Genomic DNA, 18,055 nt, shown 5'->3' with positions numbered 1-18,055 from the left:
CAGGTCCTGGCCAAGCCCGGCACCGTCAAGCCGCACAAGAAGTTCGTTGCCGAAGCCTACATCCTGACCAAGGACGAGGGCGGCCGCCACACGCCGTTCTTCACCAACTACCGTCCGCAGTTCTATTTCCGCACGACGGACGTGACCGGCATCGTGTCGCTGCCGGAAGGCACCGAGATGGTGATGCCGGGCGACAACATCACCGTCGATGTCGAGCTGATCGTGCCGATCGCCATGGAAGAGAAGCTGCGCTTCGCCATCCGTGAAGGCGGCCGCACCGTCGGTGCCGGCATCGTCGTCACCATCACAGAGTAATTTGGACTTAAACCGATCTGTCGCGGGCGCTGCCCGCGCCGCGCCAGAACAAGGAAGTGACGCATGAACGGACAGAATATCCGCATCCGCCTGAAGGCGTTTGATCACCGGGTGCTCGACGCCTCGACACGGGAAATCGTGTCGACCGCCAAGCGCACCGGCGCCAACGTCCGCGGCCCCATTCCGCTGCCGACGCGGATCGAAAAGTTCACGGTCAACCGGTCGCCTCACGTCGACAAGAAGAGCCGCGAGCAGTTCGAGATGCGCACGCACAAGCGTCTGCTCGACATTGTAGACCCGACCCCGCAGACGGTCGATGCTTTGATGAAGCTCGACCTGGCCGCCGGTGTCGACGTCGAGATCAAGCTCTAAGGAACCAGAGGTCAGCGGGGCGACCCGGAACTCTGAAGGAACAAGAGGCGTGGAGGGGCGACAGCCCCGACAGGGAACTCTAAAGGAATTGAACCGATGCGTTCAGGTGTGATTGCAAAGAAGGTGGGAATGACCCGCATCTACAACGATGCCGGGGAACATGTTCCCGTCACTGTTCTCCAGATGGAGAACTGCCAGGTCGTGGCGCAGCGCACGCAGGAGAAGAACGGCTATACCGCCGTCCAGCTCGGCGTTGGCCTTGCCAAAGTGAAGAACACGTCGAAGGCGATGCGCGGCCATTTCGCGACCGCTTCCGTCGAGCCCAAGGCCAAGGTTGCCGAGTTTCGCGTCTCTGCCGACAACATGATCGATGTTGGCGCCGAGATCACCGTCGAGCACTTCGTCGTCGGCCAGAAGGTCGATGTGACGGGCACCACGATCGGCAAGGGCTTCCAAGGCGTCATCAAGCGGCACCACATGGGTGGCGGCCGCGCAACACACGGCAACTCGGTGTCGCACCGTACACACGGCTCGACCGGCCAGCGCCAGGATCCGGGCAAGGTGTTCAAGGGCAAGCATATGGCCGGCCACATGGGCGACACCCGCGTCACCACGCAGAATGTCGAGGTCGTCTCGACCGACGCCGATCGCGGCCTGATCCTGATCCGCGGTGCGGTCCCGGGTTCGAAGGGTGCATGGATCCTGGTCCGCGACGCGGCCAAGGTGGCGCTTCCGGCCAATGCGCCGAAGCCCGCCGCGATCCGCGCCCTTGCGACTGACGGTGCCGCCACGAACGAGGCCCCGGCCACAGAGGGAGCGGAATAATGGACCTCAAGATTACAACGCTTGGCGGCAAGGACGCCGGCAAGCTGAAGCTCTCCGAAGAGATTTTCGGCCTCGATCCGCGCGAGGACATCCTGCAGCGCGTCGTGCGCTGGCAGCTTGCCAAGAAGCAGCAGGGCACGCACAAGGCCAAGGGTCGCGCGGAAATCGCCCGCACCGGCGCCAAGATGTACAAGCAGAAGGGTACGGGCCGCGCCCGTCACCATTCGGCTCGCGCTCCGCAGTTCCGCGGCGGCGGCAAGGCCCATGGCCCGGTCGTGCGCAGCCACGAGCACGATCTGCCTAAGAAGGTGCGTGCACTCGGCCTGAAGCATGCGCTTTCGGCCAAGGCCAAGAGCGCGTCGATCATCATCATCGACGAGCTGAAGCTGACCGAGGCCAAGACCAAGGCGCTGATCGCGAATTTCGCGACGCTGGGCCTGAGCAACGCCCTGGTGATTGGCGGCGCCGAGCTTGACAAGAACTTCAAGCTGGCAGCGACCAACATCCCGAACATCGACGTGCTGCCCATCCAGGGCATCAATGTCTACGACATTCTGCGCCGCGGCACGCTGGTCCTTTCCAAGGCCGCCGTCGAGGCTCTCGAGGAGCGCTTCAAATGACCGACCTTCGTCATTACGACGTGATCGTCTCGCCGGCGATCACCGAAAAGTCGACCATGGCTTCCGAGCAGAACCAGGTCGTCTTCAATGTCGCCAAGAAGGCGTCGAAGCCGGAAATCAAGGCCGCCGTCGAAGCGCTGTTCGGCGTCAAGGTGATGGCCGTGAACACGCTTGTCCGCAAGGGCAAGATCAAGCGCTTCCGCGGCACGATCGGCCGCCAGAGCGACGTCAAGAAGGCGGTTGTGACGCTGGCCGAAGGCCAGTCGATCGACGTCGCGACGGGTCTCTGAGCAAGGTCGCGAGGACAGAACAATGGCACTGAAAAAATTCAACCCGGTAACGCCGAGCACCCGTCAGCTGGTCATCGTCGATCGCTCGGGCCTCTACAAGGGCAAGCCCGTCAAGGGTCTGACCGAAGGCCTGACCAAGTCGGGCGGCCGCAACAATTACGGCCGCATCACAGCCCGCTTCATCGGCGGTGGTCACAAGCGCACCTACCGCATCATCGACTTCAAGCGCCGCAAGTTCGACGTCGTCGGCACGGTCGAGCGTATCGAGTACGATCCGAACCGCACCGCCTTCATCGCGCTGATCAAGTATGACGATGGCGAGCTGTCCTACATCATCGCCCCGCAGCGTCTGGCTCCCGGCGACAAGATCGTGGCCGGTGAATCGGTCGACGTGAAGCCGGGCAACGCGATGCCGCTGGCCTCGATGCCGGTCGGCACGATCGTCCACAATATCGAGCTGAAGCCCGGCAAGGGCGCTCAGGTCGCCCGTTCGGCCGGCGGTTATGGCCAGCTCGTCGGCCGCGACCAGGGCATGGCGATCCTGCGCCTCAATTCGGGCGAGCAGCGTGTCGTCCACGGCTCCTGCATGGCCACTGTCGGCGCCGTGTCCAACCCGGACCACGGCAACATCAATGACGGCAAGGCAGGCCGCACCGTGTGGCGCGGCAAACGTCCGCACAATCGCGGCGTGACCATGAACCCGGTCGACCATCCACATGGCGGCGGCGAAGGCCGCACCTCGGGTGGCCGCCATCCGGTTTCGCCCTGGGGCAAGCCGACCAAGGGCAAGAAGACGCGGTCCAACAAGGCGACCGACAAGTTCATCCTGCGCTCGCGCCATCAGCGCAAGAGCTAAGAAGAGGTAACGCCAAGTGACTCGTTCGATTTGGAAAGGCCCCTTCATCGACGGCTACCTTCTGAAGAAGGTGGACAAGGTTCGTGAAGGTGGTCGCAATGAGGTGATCAAGATGTGGAGCCGCCGCTCCACCATCCTGCCGCAGTTCGTCGGCTTCACCTTCGGTGTCTACAACGGCCAGAAACACGTTCCCGTCTCGGTGAACGAGGACATGGTCGGTCACAAGTTCGGTGAATTCGCTCCGACCCGGACCTATTACGGTCACGGCGCGGATAAGAAGGCGAAGAGGAAATAATCATGGGCAAGGCCAAAGCTCCGCGCAGGCTTGCTGACAACGAAGCGCGCGCCGTGTTGCGCACGATCCGTATCAGCCCGCAGAAGCTGAACCTGGTTGCCGCGCTGATCCGCGGCAAGAAGGTCGCGACAGCGCTTTCCGACCTCGAATTCTCGGCCAAGCGGATTTCCGGCACGGTCAAGAAGACGCTGGAATCGGCGATCGCCAACGCGGAAAACAACCACGACCTCGACGTCGATGCGCTGATCGTGGCGGAAGCCTATGTCGGCAAGTCGATCGTCATGAAGCGGTTCCATGCCCGTGGCCGTGGGCGCGCCAGCCGTATCGAGAAGCCGTTCTCGCACCTCACGATCGTCGTTCGTGAAGTCGAAGAAAAAGGGGAGGCCGCATAATGGGCCAGAAAGTCAATCCGATCGGTCTGCGTCTCGGCATCAACCGCACCTGGGATTCGCGCTGGTTCGCGAACACCGGCGAGTACGGCAAGCTGCTGCACGAGGACATCAAGATCCGCAAATATCTTGAGAAGGAACTCAAGCAGGCTGCGATCTCGAAAGTCGTGATCGAGCGTCCGCACAAGAAGTGCCGCGTCACCATCCATGCGGCGCGTCCGGGCCTGATCATCGGCAAGAAGGGCGCCGACATCGAGAAGCTTCGCAAGAAGCTCATGGAGATGACCAAGTCCGAGACGCATCTGAACATCGTCGAAGTGCGCAAGCCGGAGATCGACGCGACCTTGGTCGCCCAGTCGATCGCCCAGCAGCTCGAGCGCCGCATCGCGTTCCGCCGCGCCATGAAGCGTGCCGTGCAGTCGGCGATGCGCCTCGGTGCCGAAGGCATCCGCATCAACTGCGCCGGCCGTCTCGGCGGCGCCGAGATCGCGCGCATGGAATGGTATCGCGAAGGCCGCGTGCCGCTGCATACGCTGCGTGCCGACGTCGACTACGGCACGGCCGAGGCGAATACGGCCTACGGCATCTGCGGCGTCAAGGTCTGGGTGTTCAAGGGCGAAATCCTCGAGCACGACCCGATGGCTTCGGAGCGCCGCGCCACCGAGGGCGATCATGCGCATGGCGGTGGTGGTGAGCGCGAACGCGGTCGCCGTCGCGAAAACGCGTAAGACATTTAGGAATTTGGAGTTAGAACGATGCTGCAGCCAAAGCGCACAAAGTTCCGCAAGCAGTTCAAGGGCCGCATCCACGGTACCGCCAAGGGCGGCACCAACCTGGATTTCGGTGGTTTCGGGCTGAAGGCGCTTGAGCCGAACCGCGTCACCGCGCGTGAGATCGAGGCGGCCCGCCGCGCGATCACCCGCGAGATGAAGCGTGCCGGCCGCGTGTGGATCCGTATCTTCCCGGACGTGCCGGTGACGTCGAAGCCGACCGAAGTCCGTATGGGTAAGGGCAAGGGCGCGGTCGACTACTGGGCGGCACGCGTCAAGCCGGGCCGCATCATGTTCGAGATCGACGGCGTCAACGAGGAAACCGCCCGTGAGGCGCTGCGTCTCGGCGCGGCCAAGCTCTCGGTCAGGACGCGCTTCGTACAGCGCATCGCAGAATAAGGACGGGCTGATCATGAAAGCCGAAGACATCCGGACCAAGACCCAGGACCAGCTGACCGACGACCTGGCCAGCCTGAAGAAGGAGCAGTTCAACCTGCGCTTTCAGAAGGCCACCGGCCAGCTTGAGAAGACCGCGCGCGTGAGGCAGGTCCGCAAGGACATTGCGCGTATCAAGACCATCGCTGCGGAAAAGTCCGCGGCCAAGAAGGCTTAAGGACGAAAACCATGCCAAAGCGCATTCTGCAGGGCACCGTCGTCAGCGACAAGAACGAGAAGACGGTTGTCGTCAAGGTCGAACGGCGCTTCACGCATCCCGTGATGAAGAAGACCGTGCGCATGACCAAGAAGTACAAGGCGCACGACGAGAACAACGCCCACAAGGTCGGCGATCAGGTGTTCATCCAGGAATCGAAGCCGATTTCCAAGGACAAGCGCTGGGTCGTGGTGTCTTCGGACCAGGCCTGATCAGGGCTAACGAACGAATTTTGGACAGACCGGGGAGGGGTGAGAAACCCGTCCCGTTAGAAAAGAAGAAGGCGGCCAGTCATGATTCAGATGCAAACAAACCTCGACGTCGCGGATAATTCCGGCGCCCGTCGTGTCATGTGCATCAAGGTGCTGGGCGGCTCGAAGCGGAAATACGCTTCCGTGGGCGACATCATCGTGGTGTCGATCAAGGAAGCCATCCCGCGCGGCCGCGTCAAGAAGGGCGATGTGATGAAGGCGGTCGTGGTTCGCACGGCCAAGGACATCCGCCGCCCGGACGGCAGCGTGATCCGTTTCGACAAGAACGCAGCCGTTCTCGTCGACAACAAGAAAGAGCCGATCGGCACGCGTATCTTCGGACCGGTTCCGCGCGAACTCCGCGCCAAGAACCACATGAAGATCATCTCGCTCGCGCCTGAAGTGCTGTAAGGAGCCGGACCAATGCAGAAGATTAGAAAAGGCGACAAGGTCGTCGTGCTGGCCGGCAAGGACAAGGGCCGTTCGGGCGAAGTCCTCTCGGTACAGCCGAAGGACGACACCGCGCTGGTGCGCGGCGTCAACCTGATCCGTCGTCACCAGAAGCAGTCCCAGTCCCAAGAGGGCGGGATCATCACCAAGGAAGCGCCGATCCAGCTGTCGAACATCGCGCTGGCCGACCCCAAGGATGGCAAGCCGACCCGCGTCGGCTTCATCTTCCAGAAGGACGGCAAGAAGGTGCGCGTCGCCAAGCGCTCGGGAGAAGTCATCAATGGCTAAGGCTCAAACCAAGCAGGCAACTGCCCAGAACACGCCGCGCCTCAAGCAGGTCTACAACGAGACCATCCGCAAGGCGCTGCAGGAGCAGTTCGGCTACGAGAACGAGATGCAGGTTCCGCGCATCGACAAGATCGTGCTGAACATGGGCGTCGGCGAGGCGACCGGCGATTCGAAGAAGCCTTCGATCGCGGCGGAAGACCTTGCGATGATCGCCGGCCAGAAGGCCGTCGTCACCCGCGCCCGCAACTCGATCGCCGGCTTCAAGGTCCGCGAGAAGATGCCGATCGGCGCCAAGGTCACGCTGCGCAAGGAACGCATGTACGAGTTCCTCGACCGCCTCGTGAACATCGCACTGCCGCGCGTCCGCGACTTCCGCGGACTTAATCCGAAGAGCTTCGATGGCCGTGGCAACTATGCCATGGGCATCAAGGAACACATCGTGTTTCCGGAGATCAACTACGACAAGGTTGATCAGATCTGGGGCATGGACGTCATCGTTTGTACGACTGCGAAGACGGACGACGAAGCCAGGGCATTGCTCAAGGCCTTCAACTTCCCCTTCCGCCAGTAACGGCAGCGAGAAAAGGAAAAATCTGAAATGGCAAAGACCAGCTCAGTCGAGAAGAACAACAGGCGCCGCAAGCTTGCGGACCAGTTCGCTGCCAAGCGCGAGGTGCTCAAGGCGATCATCATGGATCAGTCCAAGCCGATGGAAGAGCGCTTCCGCGCCCAGCTGAAGCTTTCGGCGCTGCCGCGCAACTCGGCCAAGACCCGCATCCGCAACCGCTGCGAAGTCACCGGACGTCCGCGTGCCTATTATCGCAAGCTCAAAGTATCGCGTATCGCGCTTCGTGATCTCGGCAATAACGGCCAGATCCCGGGCCTGGTCAAGTCGAGCTGGTAAGGAGGACATAACATGTCATTGAGCGATCCTCTCGGCGATATGCTGACCCGCATCCGCAACGCGTATGGCCGCAAGAAGTCGAGCGTTTCGACGCCGGCCTCGCGCCTGCGTACCCGCGTCCTCGACGTGCTGAAGGCGGAAGGCTATATCCGCGACTACAGCCAGACCGACTTCGACAACGGCAAGTCCGAAATCGAGATCGAGCTGAAGTATTTCGATGGTGCGCCGGTGGTGCGCGAAATCGCTCGGGTCTCGAAGCCCGGCCGCCGCGTCTACGTTTCGGCCAAGTCGATACCGCACGTCGCCAACGGCCTCGGCATCGCCATCCTTTCGACGCCGAAGGGCGTGATGGCCGACCACGAAGCGCGTGAACAGAATGTCGGCGGGGAAATCCTCTGCCAGATCTTCTGATCTGGTATGTGACCCGGTTGGAAACAGGTTTTCGGGATCTAGTCCCGAAAGCCGAGACCTGAAACAAGAGAAGTGACGAGGACAACAAAATGTCTCGTATTGGAAAGAAACCCGTTTCGCTGCCGCAGGGCGTGACCGCGACCGTCAACGGCCAGACCGTGACGGCGAAGGGTCCGAAGGGCGAGCTGAAGTTCGTGGTGAACGACGAAGTGCTGGTCAAGATGGAAGGCAGCGAGATCGCTGTCCAGCCGCGCGACCAGACCAAGACTGCCCGTTCCAAGTGGGGCATGTCGCGCACGCAGATCGTCAACATCCTGCAGGGCGTCAAGGACGGCTTCGAAAAGAAGCTCGAGATCACCGGCGTCGGCTATCGTGCCGCCATGCAGGGCAAGAACCTGCAGCTGGCGCTCGGCTTCAGCCATGACGTCGTCTACGAGACGCCGCAGGGCGTGACGATTTCGGTGCCGAAGCCGACGGAAATCACGGTGACCGGCATCGACAAGCAGCAGGTCGGCCAGGTTGCCGCCGAGATCCGCGAGTATCGCAGCCCCGAGCCCTACAAGGGCAAGGGTGTCCGCTATGCCGGCGAGAAGATCGTCCGCAAGGAAGGCAAGAAGAAGTAATTTTAACGCCGCGGGGAGCGGTCGCGGGAGGCTCGTCCTACCGCATATGGCTGCCCCCGTTTTTTGAAGGCAAGGAACTGATATCATGGGCTCGAAAGAATCCACCCAACGCCGCGCCCAGCGCGTCCGCCGCCAGATCAAGAAGGTTGCCGGCGATCGTCCGCGCTTGTCGGTCCATCGCACGTCGAAGAACATCTATGTCCAGGTGATCGACGACGCCAAGGGCCACACCATCGCGGCTGCTTCGACGCTCGAGAAGGAGCTCAAGGGCTCGCTCAAGACCGGCGCCGACACGGCGGCCGCCGCTGCCATCGGCAAGCTGATCGCCGAGCGTGCCTCGAAGGCTGGCGTCAAGGAAGTCGTCTTCGACCGCGGCGCCTATATCTACCACGGCCGTGTCAAGGCGCTTGCCGAGGCTGCCCGTGAAGGTGGTCTGAGCTTCTAAAAACGAAATTCGCCCCCGGCGACCCACAGAGGCGCCGGATATCATCATCAACCGTGCTTCCGGAAAAAAACAAGGAACAGGATATGGCACAGGAACGTAGGGATGGCGGCCGCGGCCGTGATCGCGAAGAGCGCGACGACGGCATGGTCGACAAGCTCGTCCACATCAACCGTGTCGCCAAAGTCGTCAAGGGCGGCCGGCGCTTCGGCTTTGCGGCACTTGTCGTCGTCGGCGACCAGAAGGGCCGCGTCGGCTTCGGCCACGGCAAGGCGCGCGAAGTGCCGGAGGCGATCCGTAAGGCGACCGAATCGGCCAAGCGCGACATGATCTTCGTGCCGCTGCGCTCAGGCCGCACGCTGCACCACGACGTCGAGGGACGCTGGGGCGCGGGACGCGTTCTGCTGCGCGCCGCCAAGCAAGGTACCGGCATCATCGCCGGCGGCCCGATGCGCGCCGTTTTCGAAACGCTCGGCATGCATGACGTGGTCGCCAAGTCGATGGGTTCTTCGAACCCCTACAACATGGTTCGTGCCACTTTCGACGCGCTGAAGAGCCAGATGCATCCGAAGGATGTGGCTGCTGCGCGCGGCATCAAGTATTCGACCCTTCAGGCCCGCCGCGGCACCGCCGTTGCGGCTGAAGAATAGTCGACGCTGACCAGGGATTTGACCATGGCCAAGAAAGCAACCAAGACCATCACCGTCGAGCAGATCGGTTCGCCGATCCGCCGGCCGAAGGAGCAGCGCGCAACGCTGGTCGGCCTCGGCCTCAACAAGATGCACAAGCAGCGCACGCTGGAGGATACGCCCTCGGTGCGCGGCATGATCGCTGCCGTCCAGCATCTCGTCCGCGTCGTGGACGAGGGCTGAACCAGAGCGCAGGAGAACCCAGATGAAACTCAATGATCTGCGTGACAAGGACGGCGCGACGCACTCCAAGAAGCGTCTCGGCCGTGGCATCGGTTCCGGTTCGGGCAAGACCGCCGGTCGCGGCGTCAAGGGCCAGAAGGCGCGCTCCGGCGTCGCCGTCAACGGCTTCGAGGGTGGCCAGATGCCGCTCTACCGCCGCCTGCCGAAGCGCGGCTTCAACAATATCTTCGCCAAGAGCTTCACCGTCGTGTCGCTGGCCCGCATCCAGGCGGCGCTCGATGCCAAGAAGCTCGACGCCAAGACAGTTGTAACGGCCGAGGCGCTGGTTGCGGCTGGCGTCATCCGTCGCGTCAAGGACGGCGTGCGCATCCTTTCAGATGGCGACATCAAGGCCAAGCTTGCCTTCGACGTAGCCGGAGCCTCCAAGGCCGCGATCGAGAAGATCGAAAAGGCCGGCGGCTCGGTGAAGCTGCCTGAGAAGGCAGCCGCCGAGTAACGGCAATTTGAAGTACGGCCGGCAAAGGTGGAATTCGGTTTTGCCTGCGGTCGTGCTTTGATCCGACAGATGTGACGGCCGCATCAACGCGGCCGCTTGCATGTTTGCAGTCCGGAGCTTATCTCGTGAGTTTCGGTGACACGCGCCGCCTGAGCTGCGGGCATCGAGCGTGACCAAGCGGAGAATCAGGCATGGCTTCGGCTGCTGAACAACTAGCCTCGAATCTGAATTTTTCGGCCTTCGCCAAGGCCGAGGATCTGAAGAAGCGCATCTGGTTCACCATCGGCGCGCTGCTCGTCTACCGTCTTGGCACCTATATCCCGCTGCCCGGCATCAATCCGGACGCCTTTGCCCACGCCTTCTCGTCGCAGAGCAAGGGCGTGCTTGGCATGTTCAATATGTTTGCAGGCGGTGCCGTGCAGCGCATGGCGATCTTTGCCCTCGGCATCATGCCCTATATCTCCGCCTCCATCATCATGCAGCTGATGACCTCGGTCATCCCGTCGCTGGAAGCGCTGAAGAAGGAAGGCGAGCAGGGCCGCAAGATTATCAACCAGTATACGCGCTACGGGACCGTGCTTCTGGCGCTGGTCCAGGCCTACGGCATTTCGGTCGGGCTCGAGGGCGGAAACGGCATCGTCAACGATCCCGGCATCTTTTTCCGCATCTCGACCGTCGTCACGCTGGTCGGCGGCACCATGTTCCTGATGTGGCTCGGCGAGCAGATCACCGCCCGCGGCATCGGCAACGGCATTTCGCTGATCATCTTCTCCGGCATTGTCGCCGGCCTGCCGCGCGCCATCTCCGGTACCTTGGAGCTAGGCCGCACCGGAGCGCTGTCGACCGGCCTGATCCTGGCGATCATCGTGCTCGCCATTATCGTTATCGGCCTGATCGTCTTTTTCGAGCGCGCCCAGCGCCGCCTGCTGATTCAGTACCCCAAGCGCCAGGTCGGCAATCGCATGTTCCAGGGCGATACCTCGCATCTGCCGCTGAAGCTCAACACATCCGGCGTCATTCCGCCGATCTTCGCTTCGTCGCTATTGCTGCTGCCGGCGACCGTCGCCGGTTTCTCGCAGACAACGAACATGCCCGCTTGGGCCAGCACCATCCTGGCGTCGCTCGGTCATGGCCAGCCGCTCTACATGGCCTTCTACGCGGCGATGATCGTGTTCTTCGCCTTCTTCTACACGGCGATCGTCTTCAACCCGAAGGACACCGCGGACCAATTGAAGAAGCATTCGGGCTTCATCCCGGGCTATCGCCCGGGCGAGCGCACCGCGGACTATATTGACTATGTGCTCACCCGCATCACCGTCGTCGGCGCCATCTATCTGGTGCTGGTGTGTCTGCTGCCCGAGTTCCTGATTTCAGCGACTGGCGTACCGTTCTACCTTGGTGGCACTTCGCTCCTGATCGTGGTCAGTGTAACGCTCGATACGGTGGCGCAGATTCAGGGTCACCTGATCGCGCACCAGTATGAGGGCCTGATCAAGAAGTCGAAGCTGCGCGGGGGGAAAAAGGCCAGATGAGGTTGATATTGCTTGGACCGCCGGGGGCGGGCAAGGGGACACAAGCACTGAGACTGGTAGAACGACACGGCATCCCACAGCTTTCCACGGGGGACATGCTGCGTGCTGCTGTCCAGGCCGGCACCGAAGTCGGCAAGCGCGCCAAAGCGGTGATGGACGCTGGCGAACTGGTGTCCGACGCTATCGTCAACGCCATCGTAGCAGAGCGCATCGATCAAGCTGATTGCGCAAACGGCTTCATCCTTGACGGGTATCCCCGAACTCTGGTGCAAGCGGACGCCGTTGAGGAAATGCTGTCGGATCGCGGACTGGAGCTAGACGCGGTCATCGAATTTGTCGTCGACGACAAGGCGCTGGTTGGCCGAATCGTCAAGCGAGCCGAAGAAGCCAAGGCCGCAGGCCTGCCGGTGCGCAAGGACGACAGTCCAGCGGTGTTCGAAGAACGCTTGAGGGAATATTACAAGAAAACCTCGCCGCTGATCGGCTACTACTACGCCAAGGGTAAACTCAGGGGCGTCGATGGCATGGCCGACATCGATGCGGTGACGCAGCAGATCGAGGCGGTGCTCAGGGCGACGACCCGGCGGGTTGGCCAGGCGGCCGGCTAGAGAATCGAACGATTGCGCTTGACTGGAGCGGTCCGCTGGGGTATGGCGGCCCGTCTTCCTATCAGGCATGAGGCTTGCTTGTCCGCAAGGGCAAGGCAGGCCGCTTTGAACTGGAAACTCCCGCAAGGGCCGGCCTCCACCGGACGCGGGGCAACTTGAAGCGCCGGCTCGCCCGGCCTATATGGAGAAGAGAAGAACATGGCTCGTATAGCCGGCGTCAACATTCCGACCAACAAGCGCGTTGTCATTGCGCTTCAATACATTCACGGCATTGGCAAGAAGTTCGCCCAGGAGATCGTCGACAAGGTCGGCATCCCGGCCGAGCGCCGCGTCAACCAACTGACCGACGCGGAAGTGCTGCAGATCCGCGAGACCATCGACCGCGACTACCAGGTCGAGGGCGACCTGCGCCGCGAAGTGTCGATGAACATCAAGCGGCTCATGGACCTCGGCTGCTACCGCGGCCTGCGTCACCGTCGCTCGCTGCCGGTTCGTGGCCAGCGCACGCACACCAATGCGCGCACCCGTAAGGGCCCGGCCAAGTCGATTGCCGGAAAGAAGAAGTAATTTAGGGCAGTAAGGGGGTAGGGCAGTAAGGCAATAGGGACGGCAGACATACTGCCCTACTGCCATATTCCCCCACTGCCTTCTCCCTGGTGGAGCCGCTGGCATTACGGCGGTGTAGAGATCAACTGAAAGGACTATCATGGCCAAGGAAGCCGCTCGTGTTCGCCGTCGCGAACGCAAGAATATCTCGTCGGGCGTTGCCCACGTCAATTCGACCTTCAACAACACGATGATCACCATCACCGACGCACAGGGCAATTCGATTGCCTGGTCGTCGGCCGGAGCCCAGGGCTTCAAGGGATCGCGCAAGTCGACCCCTTTCGCTGCCCAGATGGCTGCCGAAGATGTTGCCAAGAAGGCTCAGGAACACGGCATGCGCATGCTCGAGGTCGAGGTCTGTGGACCCGGCTCCGGTCGTGAATCGGCGTTGCGCGCACTGCAGGCAGCAGGGTTCACCATCACCTCGATCCGTGATGTGACGCCGATCCCGCACAACGGCTGCCGTCCGCGCAAGAAGCGCCGCGTCTAAAGAATTTACCGAACGCCGCGCGAGCGCCTCAAGGGCGCTCCTCCACGGCATTCCAGGTCGCCCGCCACGATTGGATGGTGGCGGGACAACGGAAGGAAAGCACTATGATCCAGAAAAATTGGCAAGAACTGATCAAGCCGAACAAGATCGAGTTCTCGTCGAAGAAGAAGACGCTGACCACGCTGGTCGCCGAGCCGCTCGAGCGCGGCTTCGGCCTCACCCTAGGCAACGCGCTGCGCCGCGTGCTTCTGTCTTCGCTGCGTGGCGCGGCTGTAACCGCCGTGCAGATCGACGGCGTTCTGCATGAATTCTCGTCCATCGCCGGCGTCCGCGAGGACGTGACCGACATCGTTTTGAACATCAAGGAAATCGCCATCCGCATGGAAGGCGACGGCCCCAAGCGCATGGTCGTCCGCAAGCAGGGACCGGGCGCGGTTCTCGCCGGCGACATCCAGACGGTCGGCGACGTCGAGATCCTCAATCCCGACCACGTCATCTGCACGTTGGACGAAGGCGCTGAAATCCGCATGGAATTCACCGTCGATACCGGCAAGGGCTATGTGCCGGCCGACCGTAACCGCGCCGAGGACGCGCCGATCGGGCTGATCCCCGTCGACAGCCTGTATTCGCCGGTCAAGAAGGTCTCGTACAAGGTCGAGAACACCCGCGAGGGCCAGGTTCTCGACTATGACAAGCTGACCATGACCATCGAGACCGACGGTTCGATTTCGGGCGAGGACGCGGTGGCCTTCGCCGCTCGCATCCTGCAGGACCAGCTCGGCCTGTTCGTCAATTTCGACGAGCCGCAGAAGGAAGTCGCTGCCGAACAGGTTACCGAGCTTGCCTTCAACCCGGCGCTGCTCAAGAAGGTCGACGAACTCGAGCTTTCGGTGCGTTCGGCCAACTGCCTGAAGAACGATAACATCGTCTATATCGGCGATCTGATCCAGAAGACCGAAGCCGAGATGCTGCGCACCCCGAACTTCGGCCGCAAATCGCTGAACGAGATCAAGGAAGTCCTGGCGGCGATGGGCCTTCATCTCGGCATGGAAGTGCCGGACTGGCCGCCGGAAAACATCGAAGACCTCGCCAAGCGTTACGAAGATCAATATTAAGCATGATCCCGAACCGAAGGTCAGCGCAGCAAAAAGTTGCAGACTTTTCGGACAAGATCATGCGGCTAACCAACTGAGGCTCAGGCCTCTTGAAACCGCAATGAAGGAGAAGAGCCATGCGCCACGGTTTTAAAGGCCGCCGGTTCGCCCGCAGCATAAGCCATCGCAAGTCGATGTTTGCCAACCTTGCCGTGTCGCTTATCGAGCACGAGCAGATTCTCACCACGCTGCCGAAGGCGAAGGATTTGCGTCCGATCGTCGAGAAGCTGGTGACGCTCGGCAAGCGCGGCGACCTGCATGCTCGCCGCCAGGTGATTGCCCAGATCGGCAATGAAGGCGTCGTCAAGCGCCTGTTCGATACCATCGCGCCGCGCTACGCCACCCGCAATGGCGGCTATCTGCGCATCATGAAGGCGGGCTTCCGCCACGGTGACAATGCCGCAATGGCCGTCATCGAATTCGTCGACCGCGACACCTCTGCCAAGGGCGCCGGCGATCGCGCCCGCATCGAGGCCGAAGGCACCGAAGAGGAAGCCGCAGCCGCATAAGGCTTGGCTTTTCTGAGTGAGTTTAAGGGGCCCGAGGGCCCCTTTTTCGTTGCAGAAGCTGCCGGGCAGGTCTGTAGGGTTTTGTCACCGGTTTTTGGGGCGACTACTCAAAATATCGGATTTCAGCGGCTTAGCCTTTCATTTTGCACAATCGTCAGGACAATGGCGCCCGACTTGGAGGATTCGGAATGCGCGTTAAACGGCTGTCCCTTGTTCTGATCTGCGCCTTGATGGCGCTGGCCATCGTGCCGGCGGCCAGGCACGCGCTGGCGGAGGAGAACAAGCCAGACCCCGGTTTGTCCGACGTGCTGACGGATCTATTGCATGGCGTCGAAGGCGAAAACGCCACTTCCGGCCCCGACAAGCGCGTGCCGTTCGGCCGCGAGGAGGTGCAACTGTCCTTCGCGCCGCTGGTCAAGCAGACAGCGCCGGCCGTGGTCAATGTCTACGCCTCGCAAACCGCCAAGGTGACGTCGCCCTTCGACGGCGATCCGTTCTTCGAGGAGTTCTTCGGCCGCTCGCAGCCGCGCGCGCAGTCTTCGCTCGGTTCGGGGGTGCTGGTCGATCCGACCGGCGTCGTGGTCACCAATTTCCACGTCGTCAAGAACGCTGACCAGGTCAAGGTAGCGACCGCCGACGGGCGCGAATTCGACAGCAAGGTGCTGCTCAAGGATGAGACGCTCGACCTCGCCGTGCTCAAGATTTCTTCTGACAAGCCGTTCCCGGTGATCGCTATCGGCGATTCCGACGCGCTCGAGGTCGGTGATCTGGTGCTGGCGATCGGCAATCCGTTCGGTGTCGGCCAGACCACCACCAGCGGCATCATTTCGGCCGTGGCGCGCAGCCATATCGGCGTCTCCGATTCCAGCTTCTTCATCCAGACCGACGCCGCCATCAACCCCGGCAATTCCGGTGGCGCGCTGGTCAACATGGGAGGGCAGCTGATCGGCATCAACACGGCGATCTATAGCCGTAGCGGCGGCTCGATCGGCATCGGCTTTGCCATCCCTTCGAACATGGTTCGCGCCTTCGCCGACGCGGCCAAGGCCGGGCTCGACTTCTTCGAGCGGCCGTATGCCGGTGCCGAGTTCGAGGCGGTGACGCCGCAGATTGCCGAATCGCTCGGCATGGACAAACCGACCGGTGCGCTGGTTTCTTCGGTCGAAGAGGCGGGACCCGCCGCCAAGGCAGGGCTCAAGCCGGGCGACGTAGTGCTGTCGCTCAACGGCAAGCCGGTCGAGAGCGTCGGGGCGCTGGACTACCGGATGGCGACGCTGTCGATTGGTACGAATGCCAGCTTCGGCGTTCTGAGCAAGGGTCAGCAGGCGACGATGGACATCGCGCTGGAACGGCCGCCTGAGGGCGCCAAAGCTGCGGAACTCACATTGCGCGGCCGCAGCCCGTTCTCCGGTGCCAAGGTTGCTGAACTGTCGCCACGGCTTGCCCAACGGCTCGGTCTGCGCACCGATGTCAAAGGCGTCACCGTGGTCGACATCAACCGCGATTCGCCTGCTGCCGATTTTGGCTTCCAGCCAGGCGACATCGTGCGTGAGGTCAATGGCCTGACGATCGACAAGGCGGCGACCCTGGAACAGGTAGCCCAGCAGGATACGCGCTGGTGGCGCTTTACCGTCGAGCGCGGCGGGCAGATACTGCGCCAGGTGTTGCGTTACTGAGCCCGACCGTCAGCATGATCGGACTCCAGGCAGAAGAAGTTGCATGGCCGATCTGTTCAGTGTCGACGAACCGGAAAAGACGCCGCCCGGCAGGCCGCTGGCGGACCGTCTGCGCCCGAAGAACCTCGGCGAGGTCGTCGGCCAGGAGCATCTGACCGGACCCGACGGCGCGCTGACGCGGCTGATCGGCTCCGGCTCGCTCGGCTCGATGATCTTCTGGGGCCCGCCCGGCACCGGCAAGACAACGGTCGCACGGCTGCTTGCCGGCGAGACAAGCCTCGCCTTCGAACAGATCTCGGCCGTGTTTTCCGGCGTTGCCGACCTGAAGAAAGTGTTCGAGGCAGCGAAGCTGCGCCGCTCGAACGGCCGCCAGACGCTGCTGTTCGTCGACGAGATCCATCGCTTCAACCGCGCCCAGCAGGACAGTTTTCTGCCCGTGATGGAAGACGGCACCGTCGTGCTGGTCGGCGCCACCACGGAGAATCCATCCTTCGAGCTTAACGCCGCGCTTTTGTCGCGCGCGCGTGTGCTGGTCTTTCACTCACTCGGCGAGGACAGTATCGCCAAGCTGCTGGCGCGGGCCGAAGAGGCAGAGGGCAGGGCGCTGCCGCTCGATGAAGACGCGCGGGCGATGCTCATCCGCATGAGCGACGGCGACGGCCGCGCGGCGCTGACGCTCGCCGAAGAGGTCTGGCGCGCAGCGAAATCAAAGGAGGTGTTCGGCGCCGAAGCTCTGCAGCGCATCGTCCAGCGCCGCGCGCCGATCTACGACAAGGGACAGGACGGCCACTACAATTTGATCTCCGCCTTGCACAAATCGGTGCGCGGCTCCGACCCCGACGCGGCACTCTACTATCTCGCCCGCATGTTCGACGCCGGCGAAGATCCGCTTTATCTCGGGCGCCGGTTGGTGCGCATGGCGATGGAGGATATCGGGCTGGCCGACCCGCAGGCGCTCGTCGTCGCTAACGCCGCCAAGGACGCCTATGACTATCTGGGCTCGCCCGAGGGCGAACTGGCCTTCGCCGAGGCGACCGTCTATCTCGCCACCGCGCCGAAATCCAATGCAGTCTATACCGCGTTCAAGGCCGCCACACAGGCGGCGAAGGAATTCGGTTCGCTGCTGCCGCCCAAGCACATTCTCAATGCTCCGACCAAGCTGATGAAACAGGAAGATTACGGCGCCGGCTATCGCTACGACCACGACGAGCCCGACGCTTTTTCCGGCCAGGACTATTTTCCGGAGAAGATGGGAAGGCAGACATTCTACGACCCGCCCGAGCGCGGCTTCGAGCGCGATATCAGGAAGCGGCTGGATTATTGGGCCAAGCGGCGCAGCGAGCGGGAAAAGTAGCTGCC

The 18,055-nt window shown here is 62.3% G+C and carries 30 protein-coding genes; all 30 read left to right on the top strand.

Annotated elements, in window-relative coordinates:
• On the top strand, nucleotides 1-315 hold a 315-nt coding region (locus NKH41_RS15215), incomplete at its 5' end, for an EF-Tu C-terminal domain-related protein (protein WP_502906020.1).
• Between the two features lie 63 nt (nucleotides 316-378).
• On the top strand, nucleotides 379-687 hold the full coding sequence (gene rpsJ, locus NKH41_RS15210) for a 30S ribosomal protein S10 (RefSeq protein WP_006205468.1): 309 nt from the start codon (nucleotides 379-381) through the stop codon (nucleotides 685-687).
• Between the two features lie 96 nt (nucleotides 688-783).
• Nucleotides 784-1,512 (top strand): 50S ribosomal protein L3, encoded by a 729-nt coding sequence (gene rplC, locus NKH41_RS15205; RefSeq protein ID WP_352451050.1) that lies wholly within the window; start codon nucleotides 784-786, stop codon nucleotides 1,510-1,512.
• The gene (gene rplD, locus NKH41_RS15200; protein WP_023675140.1) at nucleotides 1,512-2,132 is read left to right on the top strand and encodes a 50S ribosomal protein L4; all 621 of its coding nucleotides are present in this window, start codon (nucleotides 1,512-1,514) and stop codon (nucleotides 2,130-2,132) included. Before rplC ends, rplD begins: the two co-directional genes overlap by 1 nt.
• On the top strand, nucleotides 2,129-2,422 hold the full coding sequence (locus NKH41_RS15195) for a 50S ribosomal protein L23 (RefSeq protein WP_023675139.1): 294 nt from the start codon (nucleotides 2,129-2,131) through the stop codon (nucleotides 2,420-2,422). The genes rplD and NKH41_RS15195 overlap by 4 nt, the downstream gene beginning before the upstream one ends.
• A gap of 22 nt (nucleotides 2,423-2,444) precedes the next feature.
• Complete coding sequence (gene rplB, locus NKH41_RS15190; protein ID WP_023675138.1) at nucleotides 2,445-3,278, top strand: 50S ribosomal protein L2; 834 nt, start codon at nucleotides 2,445-2,447, stop codon at nucleotides 3,276-3,278.
• A gap of 16 nt (nucleotides 3,279-3,294) precedes the next feature.
• On the top strand, nucleotides 3,295-3,573 hold the full coding sequence (rpsS, locus tag NKH41_RS15185; protein ID WP_006205463.1) for a 30S ribosomal protein S19: 279 nt from the start codon (nucleotides 3,295-3,297) through the stop codon (nucleotides 3,571-3,573).
• Nucleotides 3,574-3,575: 2 nt separating this feature from the next.
• Entirely contained in the window at nucleotides 3,576-3,965 is a 390-nt protein-coding gene (rplV, locus tag NKH41_RS15180; RefSeq protein ID WP_006205462.1) for a 50S ribosomal protein L22, read from the top strand.
• Entirely contained in the window at nucleotides 3,965-4,690 is a 726-nt protein-coding gene (gene rpsC, locus NKH41_RS15175; protein WP_023675137.1) for a 30S ribosomal protein S3, read from the top strand. Before rplV ends, rpsC begins: the two co-directional genes overlap by 1 nt.
• A 27-nt stretch (nucleotides 4,691-4,717) precedes the next feature.
• Nucleotides 4,718-5,131 carry a 50S ribosomal protein L16 gene (gene rplP / locus NKH41_RS15170; RefSeq protein WP_006205460.1) on the top strand — a complete coding sequence of 138 codons (414 nt, stop codon included), beginning with the start codon at nucleotides 4,718-4,720 and terminating at the stop codon, nucleotides 5,129-5,131.
• A gap of 13 nt (nucleotides 5,132-5,144) precedes the next feature.
• A complete protein-coding gene (gene rpmC / locus NKH41_RS15165) occupies nucleotides 5,145-5,345 on the top strand; it encodes a 50S ribosomal protein L29 (RefSeq protein ID WP_006205459.1) in 201 nt (66 codons plus the stop codon).
• Nucleotides 5,346-5,356: 11 nt separating this feature from the next.
• On the top strand, nucleotides 5,357-5,596 hold the full coding sequence (gene rpsQ / locus NKH41_RS15160) for a 30S ribosomal protein S17 (RefSeq protein WP_023675136.1): 240 nt from the start codon (nucleotides 5,357-5,359) through the stop codon (nucleotides 5,594-5,596).
• Nucleotides 5,597-5,677: 81 nt separating this feature from the next.
• Complete coding sequence (gene rplN / locus NKH41_RS15155; RefSeq protein ID WP_006205457.1) at nucleotides 5,678-6,046, top strand: 50S ribosomal protein L14; 369 nt, start codon at nucleotides 5,678-5,680, stop codon at nucleotides 6,044-6,046.
• 12 nt (nucleotides 6,047-6,058) lie between these two features.
• The gene (gene rplX / locus NKH41_RS15150; protein ID WP_254817150.1) at nucleotides 6,059-6,373 is read left to right on the top strand and encodes a 50S ribosomal protein L24; all 315 of its coding nucleotides are present in this window, start codon (nucleotides 6,059-6,061) and stop codon (nucleotides 6,371-6,373) included.
• Nucleotides 6,366-6,944 carry a 50S ribosomal protein L5 gene (gene rplE, locus NKH41_RS15145; RefSeq protein ID WP_008875670.1) on the top strand — a complete coding sequence of 193 codons (579 nt, stop codon included), beginning with the start codon at nucleotides 6,366-6,368 and terminating at the stop codon, nucleotides 6,942-6,944. The genes rplX and rplE overlap by 8 nt, the downstream gene beginning before the upstream one ends.
• A gap of 27 nt (nucleotides 6,945-6,971) precedes the next feature.
• Entirely contained in the window at nucleotides 6,972-7,277 is a 306-nt protein-coding gene (rpsN, locus tag NKH41_RS15140) for a 30S ribosomal protein S14 (RefSeq protein ID WP_352451046.1), read from the top strand.
• Between the two features lie 12 nt (nucleotides 7,278-7,289).
• Nucleotides 7,290-7,688: a 30S ribosomal protein S8 gene (rpsH, locus tag NKH41_RS15135; protein WP_006205453.1), complete on the top strand. Its 399-nt coding sequence runs from the start codon at nucleotides 7,290-7,292 to the stop codon at nucleotides 7,686-7,688.
• Nucleotides 7,689-7,777: 89 nt separating this feature from the next.
• A complete protein-coding gene (gene rplF, locus NKH41_RS15130) occupies nucleotides 7,778-8,311 on the top strand; it encodes a 50S ribosomal protein L6 (RefSeq protein WP_023675133.1) in 534 nt (177 codons plus the stop codon).
• Nucleotides 8,312-8,396: 85 nt separating this feature from the next.
• Nucleotides 8,397-8,756 (top strand): 50S ribosomal protein L18, encoded by a 360-nt coding sequence (gene rplR, locus NKH41_RS15125; RefSeq protein ID WP_023675132.1) that lies wholly within the window; start codon nucleotides 8,397-8,399, stop codon nucleotides 8,754-8,756.
• An 83-nt stretch (nucleotides 8,757-8,839) separates the two neighbouring features.
• A complete protein-coding gene (gene rpsE / locus NKH41_RS15120; RefSeq protein WP_006333394.1) occupies nucleotides 8,840-9,403 on the top strand; it encodes a 30S ribosomal protein S5 in 564 nt (187 codons plus the stop codon).
• A gap of 24 nt (nucleotides 9,404-9,427) precedes the next feature.
• Nucleotides 9,428-9,625, top strand: a complete 198-nt coding sequence (rpmD, locus tag NKH41_RS15115) for a 50S ribosomal protein L30 (protein ID WP_006205449.1) — start codon at nucleotides 9,428-9,430, stop codon at nucleotides 9,623-9,625.
• Between the two features lie 22 nt (nucleotides 9,626-9,647).
• Nucleotides 9,648-10,121, top strand: a complete 474-nt coding sequence (gene rplO, locus NKH41_RS15110) for a 50S ribosomal protein L15 (RefSeq protein ID WP_292660428.1) — start codon at nucleotides 9,648-9,650, stop codon at nucleotides 10,119-10,121.
• A 191-nt stretch (nucleotides 10,122-10,312) separates the two neighbouring features.
• Nucleotides 10,313-11,653, top strand: a complete 1,341-nt coding sequence (secY, locus tag NKH41_RS15105) for a preprotein translocase subunit SecY (RefSeq protein ID WP_352471807.1) — start codon at nucleotides 10,313-10,315, stop codon at nucleotides 11,651-11,653.
• Nucleotides 11,650-12,261: an adenylate kinase gene (locus NKH41_RS15100; protein ID WP_352471809.1), complete on the top strand. Its 612-nt coding sequence runs from the start codon at nucleotides 11,650-11,652 to the stop codon at nucleotides 12,259-12,261. Before secY ends, NKH41_RS15100 begins: the two co-directional genes overlap by 4 nt.
• A gap of 198 nt (nucleotides 12,262-12,459) precedes the next feature.
• Nucleotides 12,460-12,828, top strand: a complete 369-nt coding sequence (gene rpsM / locus NKH41_RS15095) for a 30S ribosomal protein S13 (RefSeq protein WP_006205445.1) — start codon at nucleotides 12,460-12,462, stop codon at nucleotides 12,826-12,828.
• 139 nt (nucleotides 12,829-12,967) lie between these two features.
• The gene (gene rpsK / locus NKH41_RS15090; RefSeq protein WP_006205444.1) at nucleotides 12,968-13,357 is read left to right on the top strand and encodes a 30S ribosomal protein S11; all 390 of its coding nucleotides are present in this window, start codon (nucleotides 12,968-12,970) and stop codon (nucleotides 13,355-13,357) included.
• Nucleotides 13,358-13,461: 104 nt separating this feature from the next.
• Complete coding sequence (locus NKH41_RS15085) at nucleotides 13,462-14,472, top strand: DNA-directed RNA polymerase subunit alpha (RefSeq protein ID WP_023675128.1); 1,011 nt, start codon at nucleotides 13,462-13,464, stop codon at nucleotides 14,470-14,472.
• Nucleotides 14,473-14,588: 116 nt separating this feature from the next.
• Complete coding sequence (gene rplQ / locus NKH41_RS15080; protein ID WP_023675127.1) at nucleotides 14,589-15,020, top strand: 50S ribosomal protein L17; 432 nt, start codon at nucleotides 14,589-14,591, stop codon at nucleotides 15,018-15,020.
• Between the two features lie 188 nt (nucleotides 15,021-15,208).
• Nucleotides 15,209-16,696, top strand: coding sequence for a DegQ family serine endoprotease (locus NKH41_RS15075; RefSeq protein ID WP_352541987.1), 1,488 nt, complete (start codon nucleotides 15,209-15,211; stop codon nucleotides 16,694-16,696).
• A gap of 43 nt (nucleotides 16,697-16,739) precedes the next feature.
• A complete protein-coding gene (locus tag NKH41_RS15070) occupies nucleotides 16,740-18,050 on the top strand; it encodes a replication-associated recombination protein A (protein WP_352471813.1) in 1,311 nt (436 codons plus the stop codon).
• The last annotated feature ends 5 nt before the right edge of the window (nucleotides 18,051-18,055 follow it).

The sequence above is a fragment of the Mesorhizobium sp. M1169 genome, from assembly GCF_040318345.1.
GTDB lineage: Bacteria > Pseudomonadota > Alphaproteobacteria > Rhizobiales > Rhizobiaceae > Mesorhizobium.
Note: the sequence above shows the minus strand (reverse complement) of the source record. Positions and strands in the feature narration are given on the sequence as shown.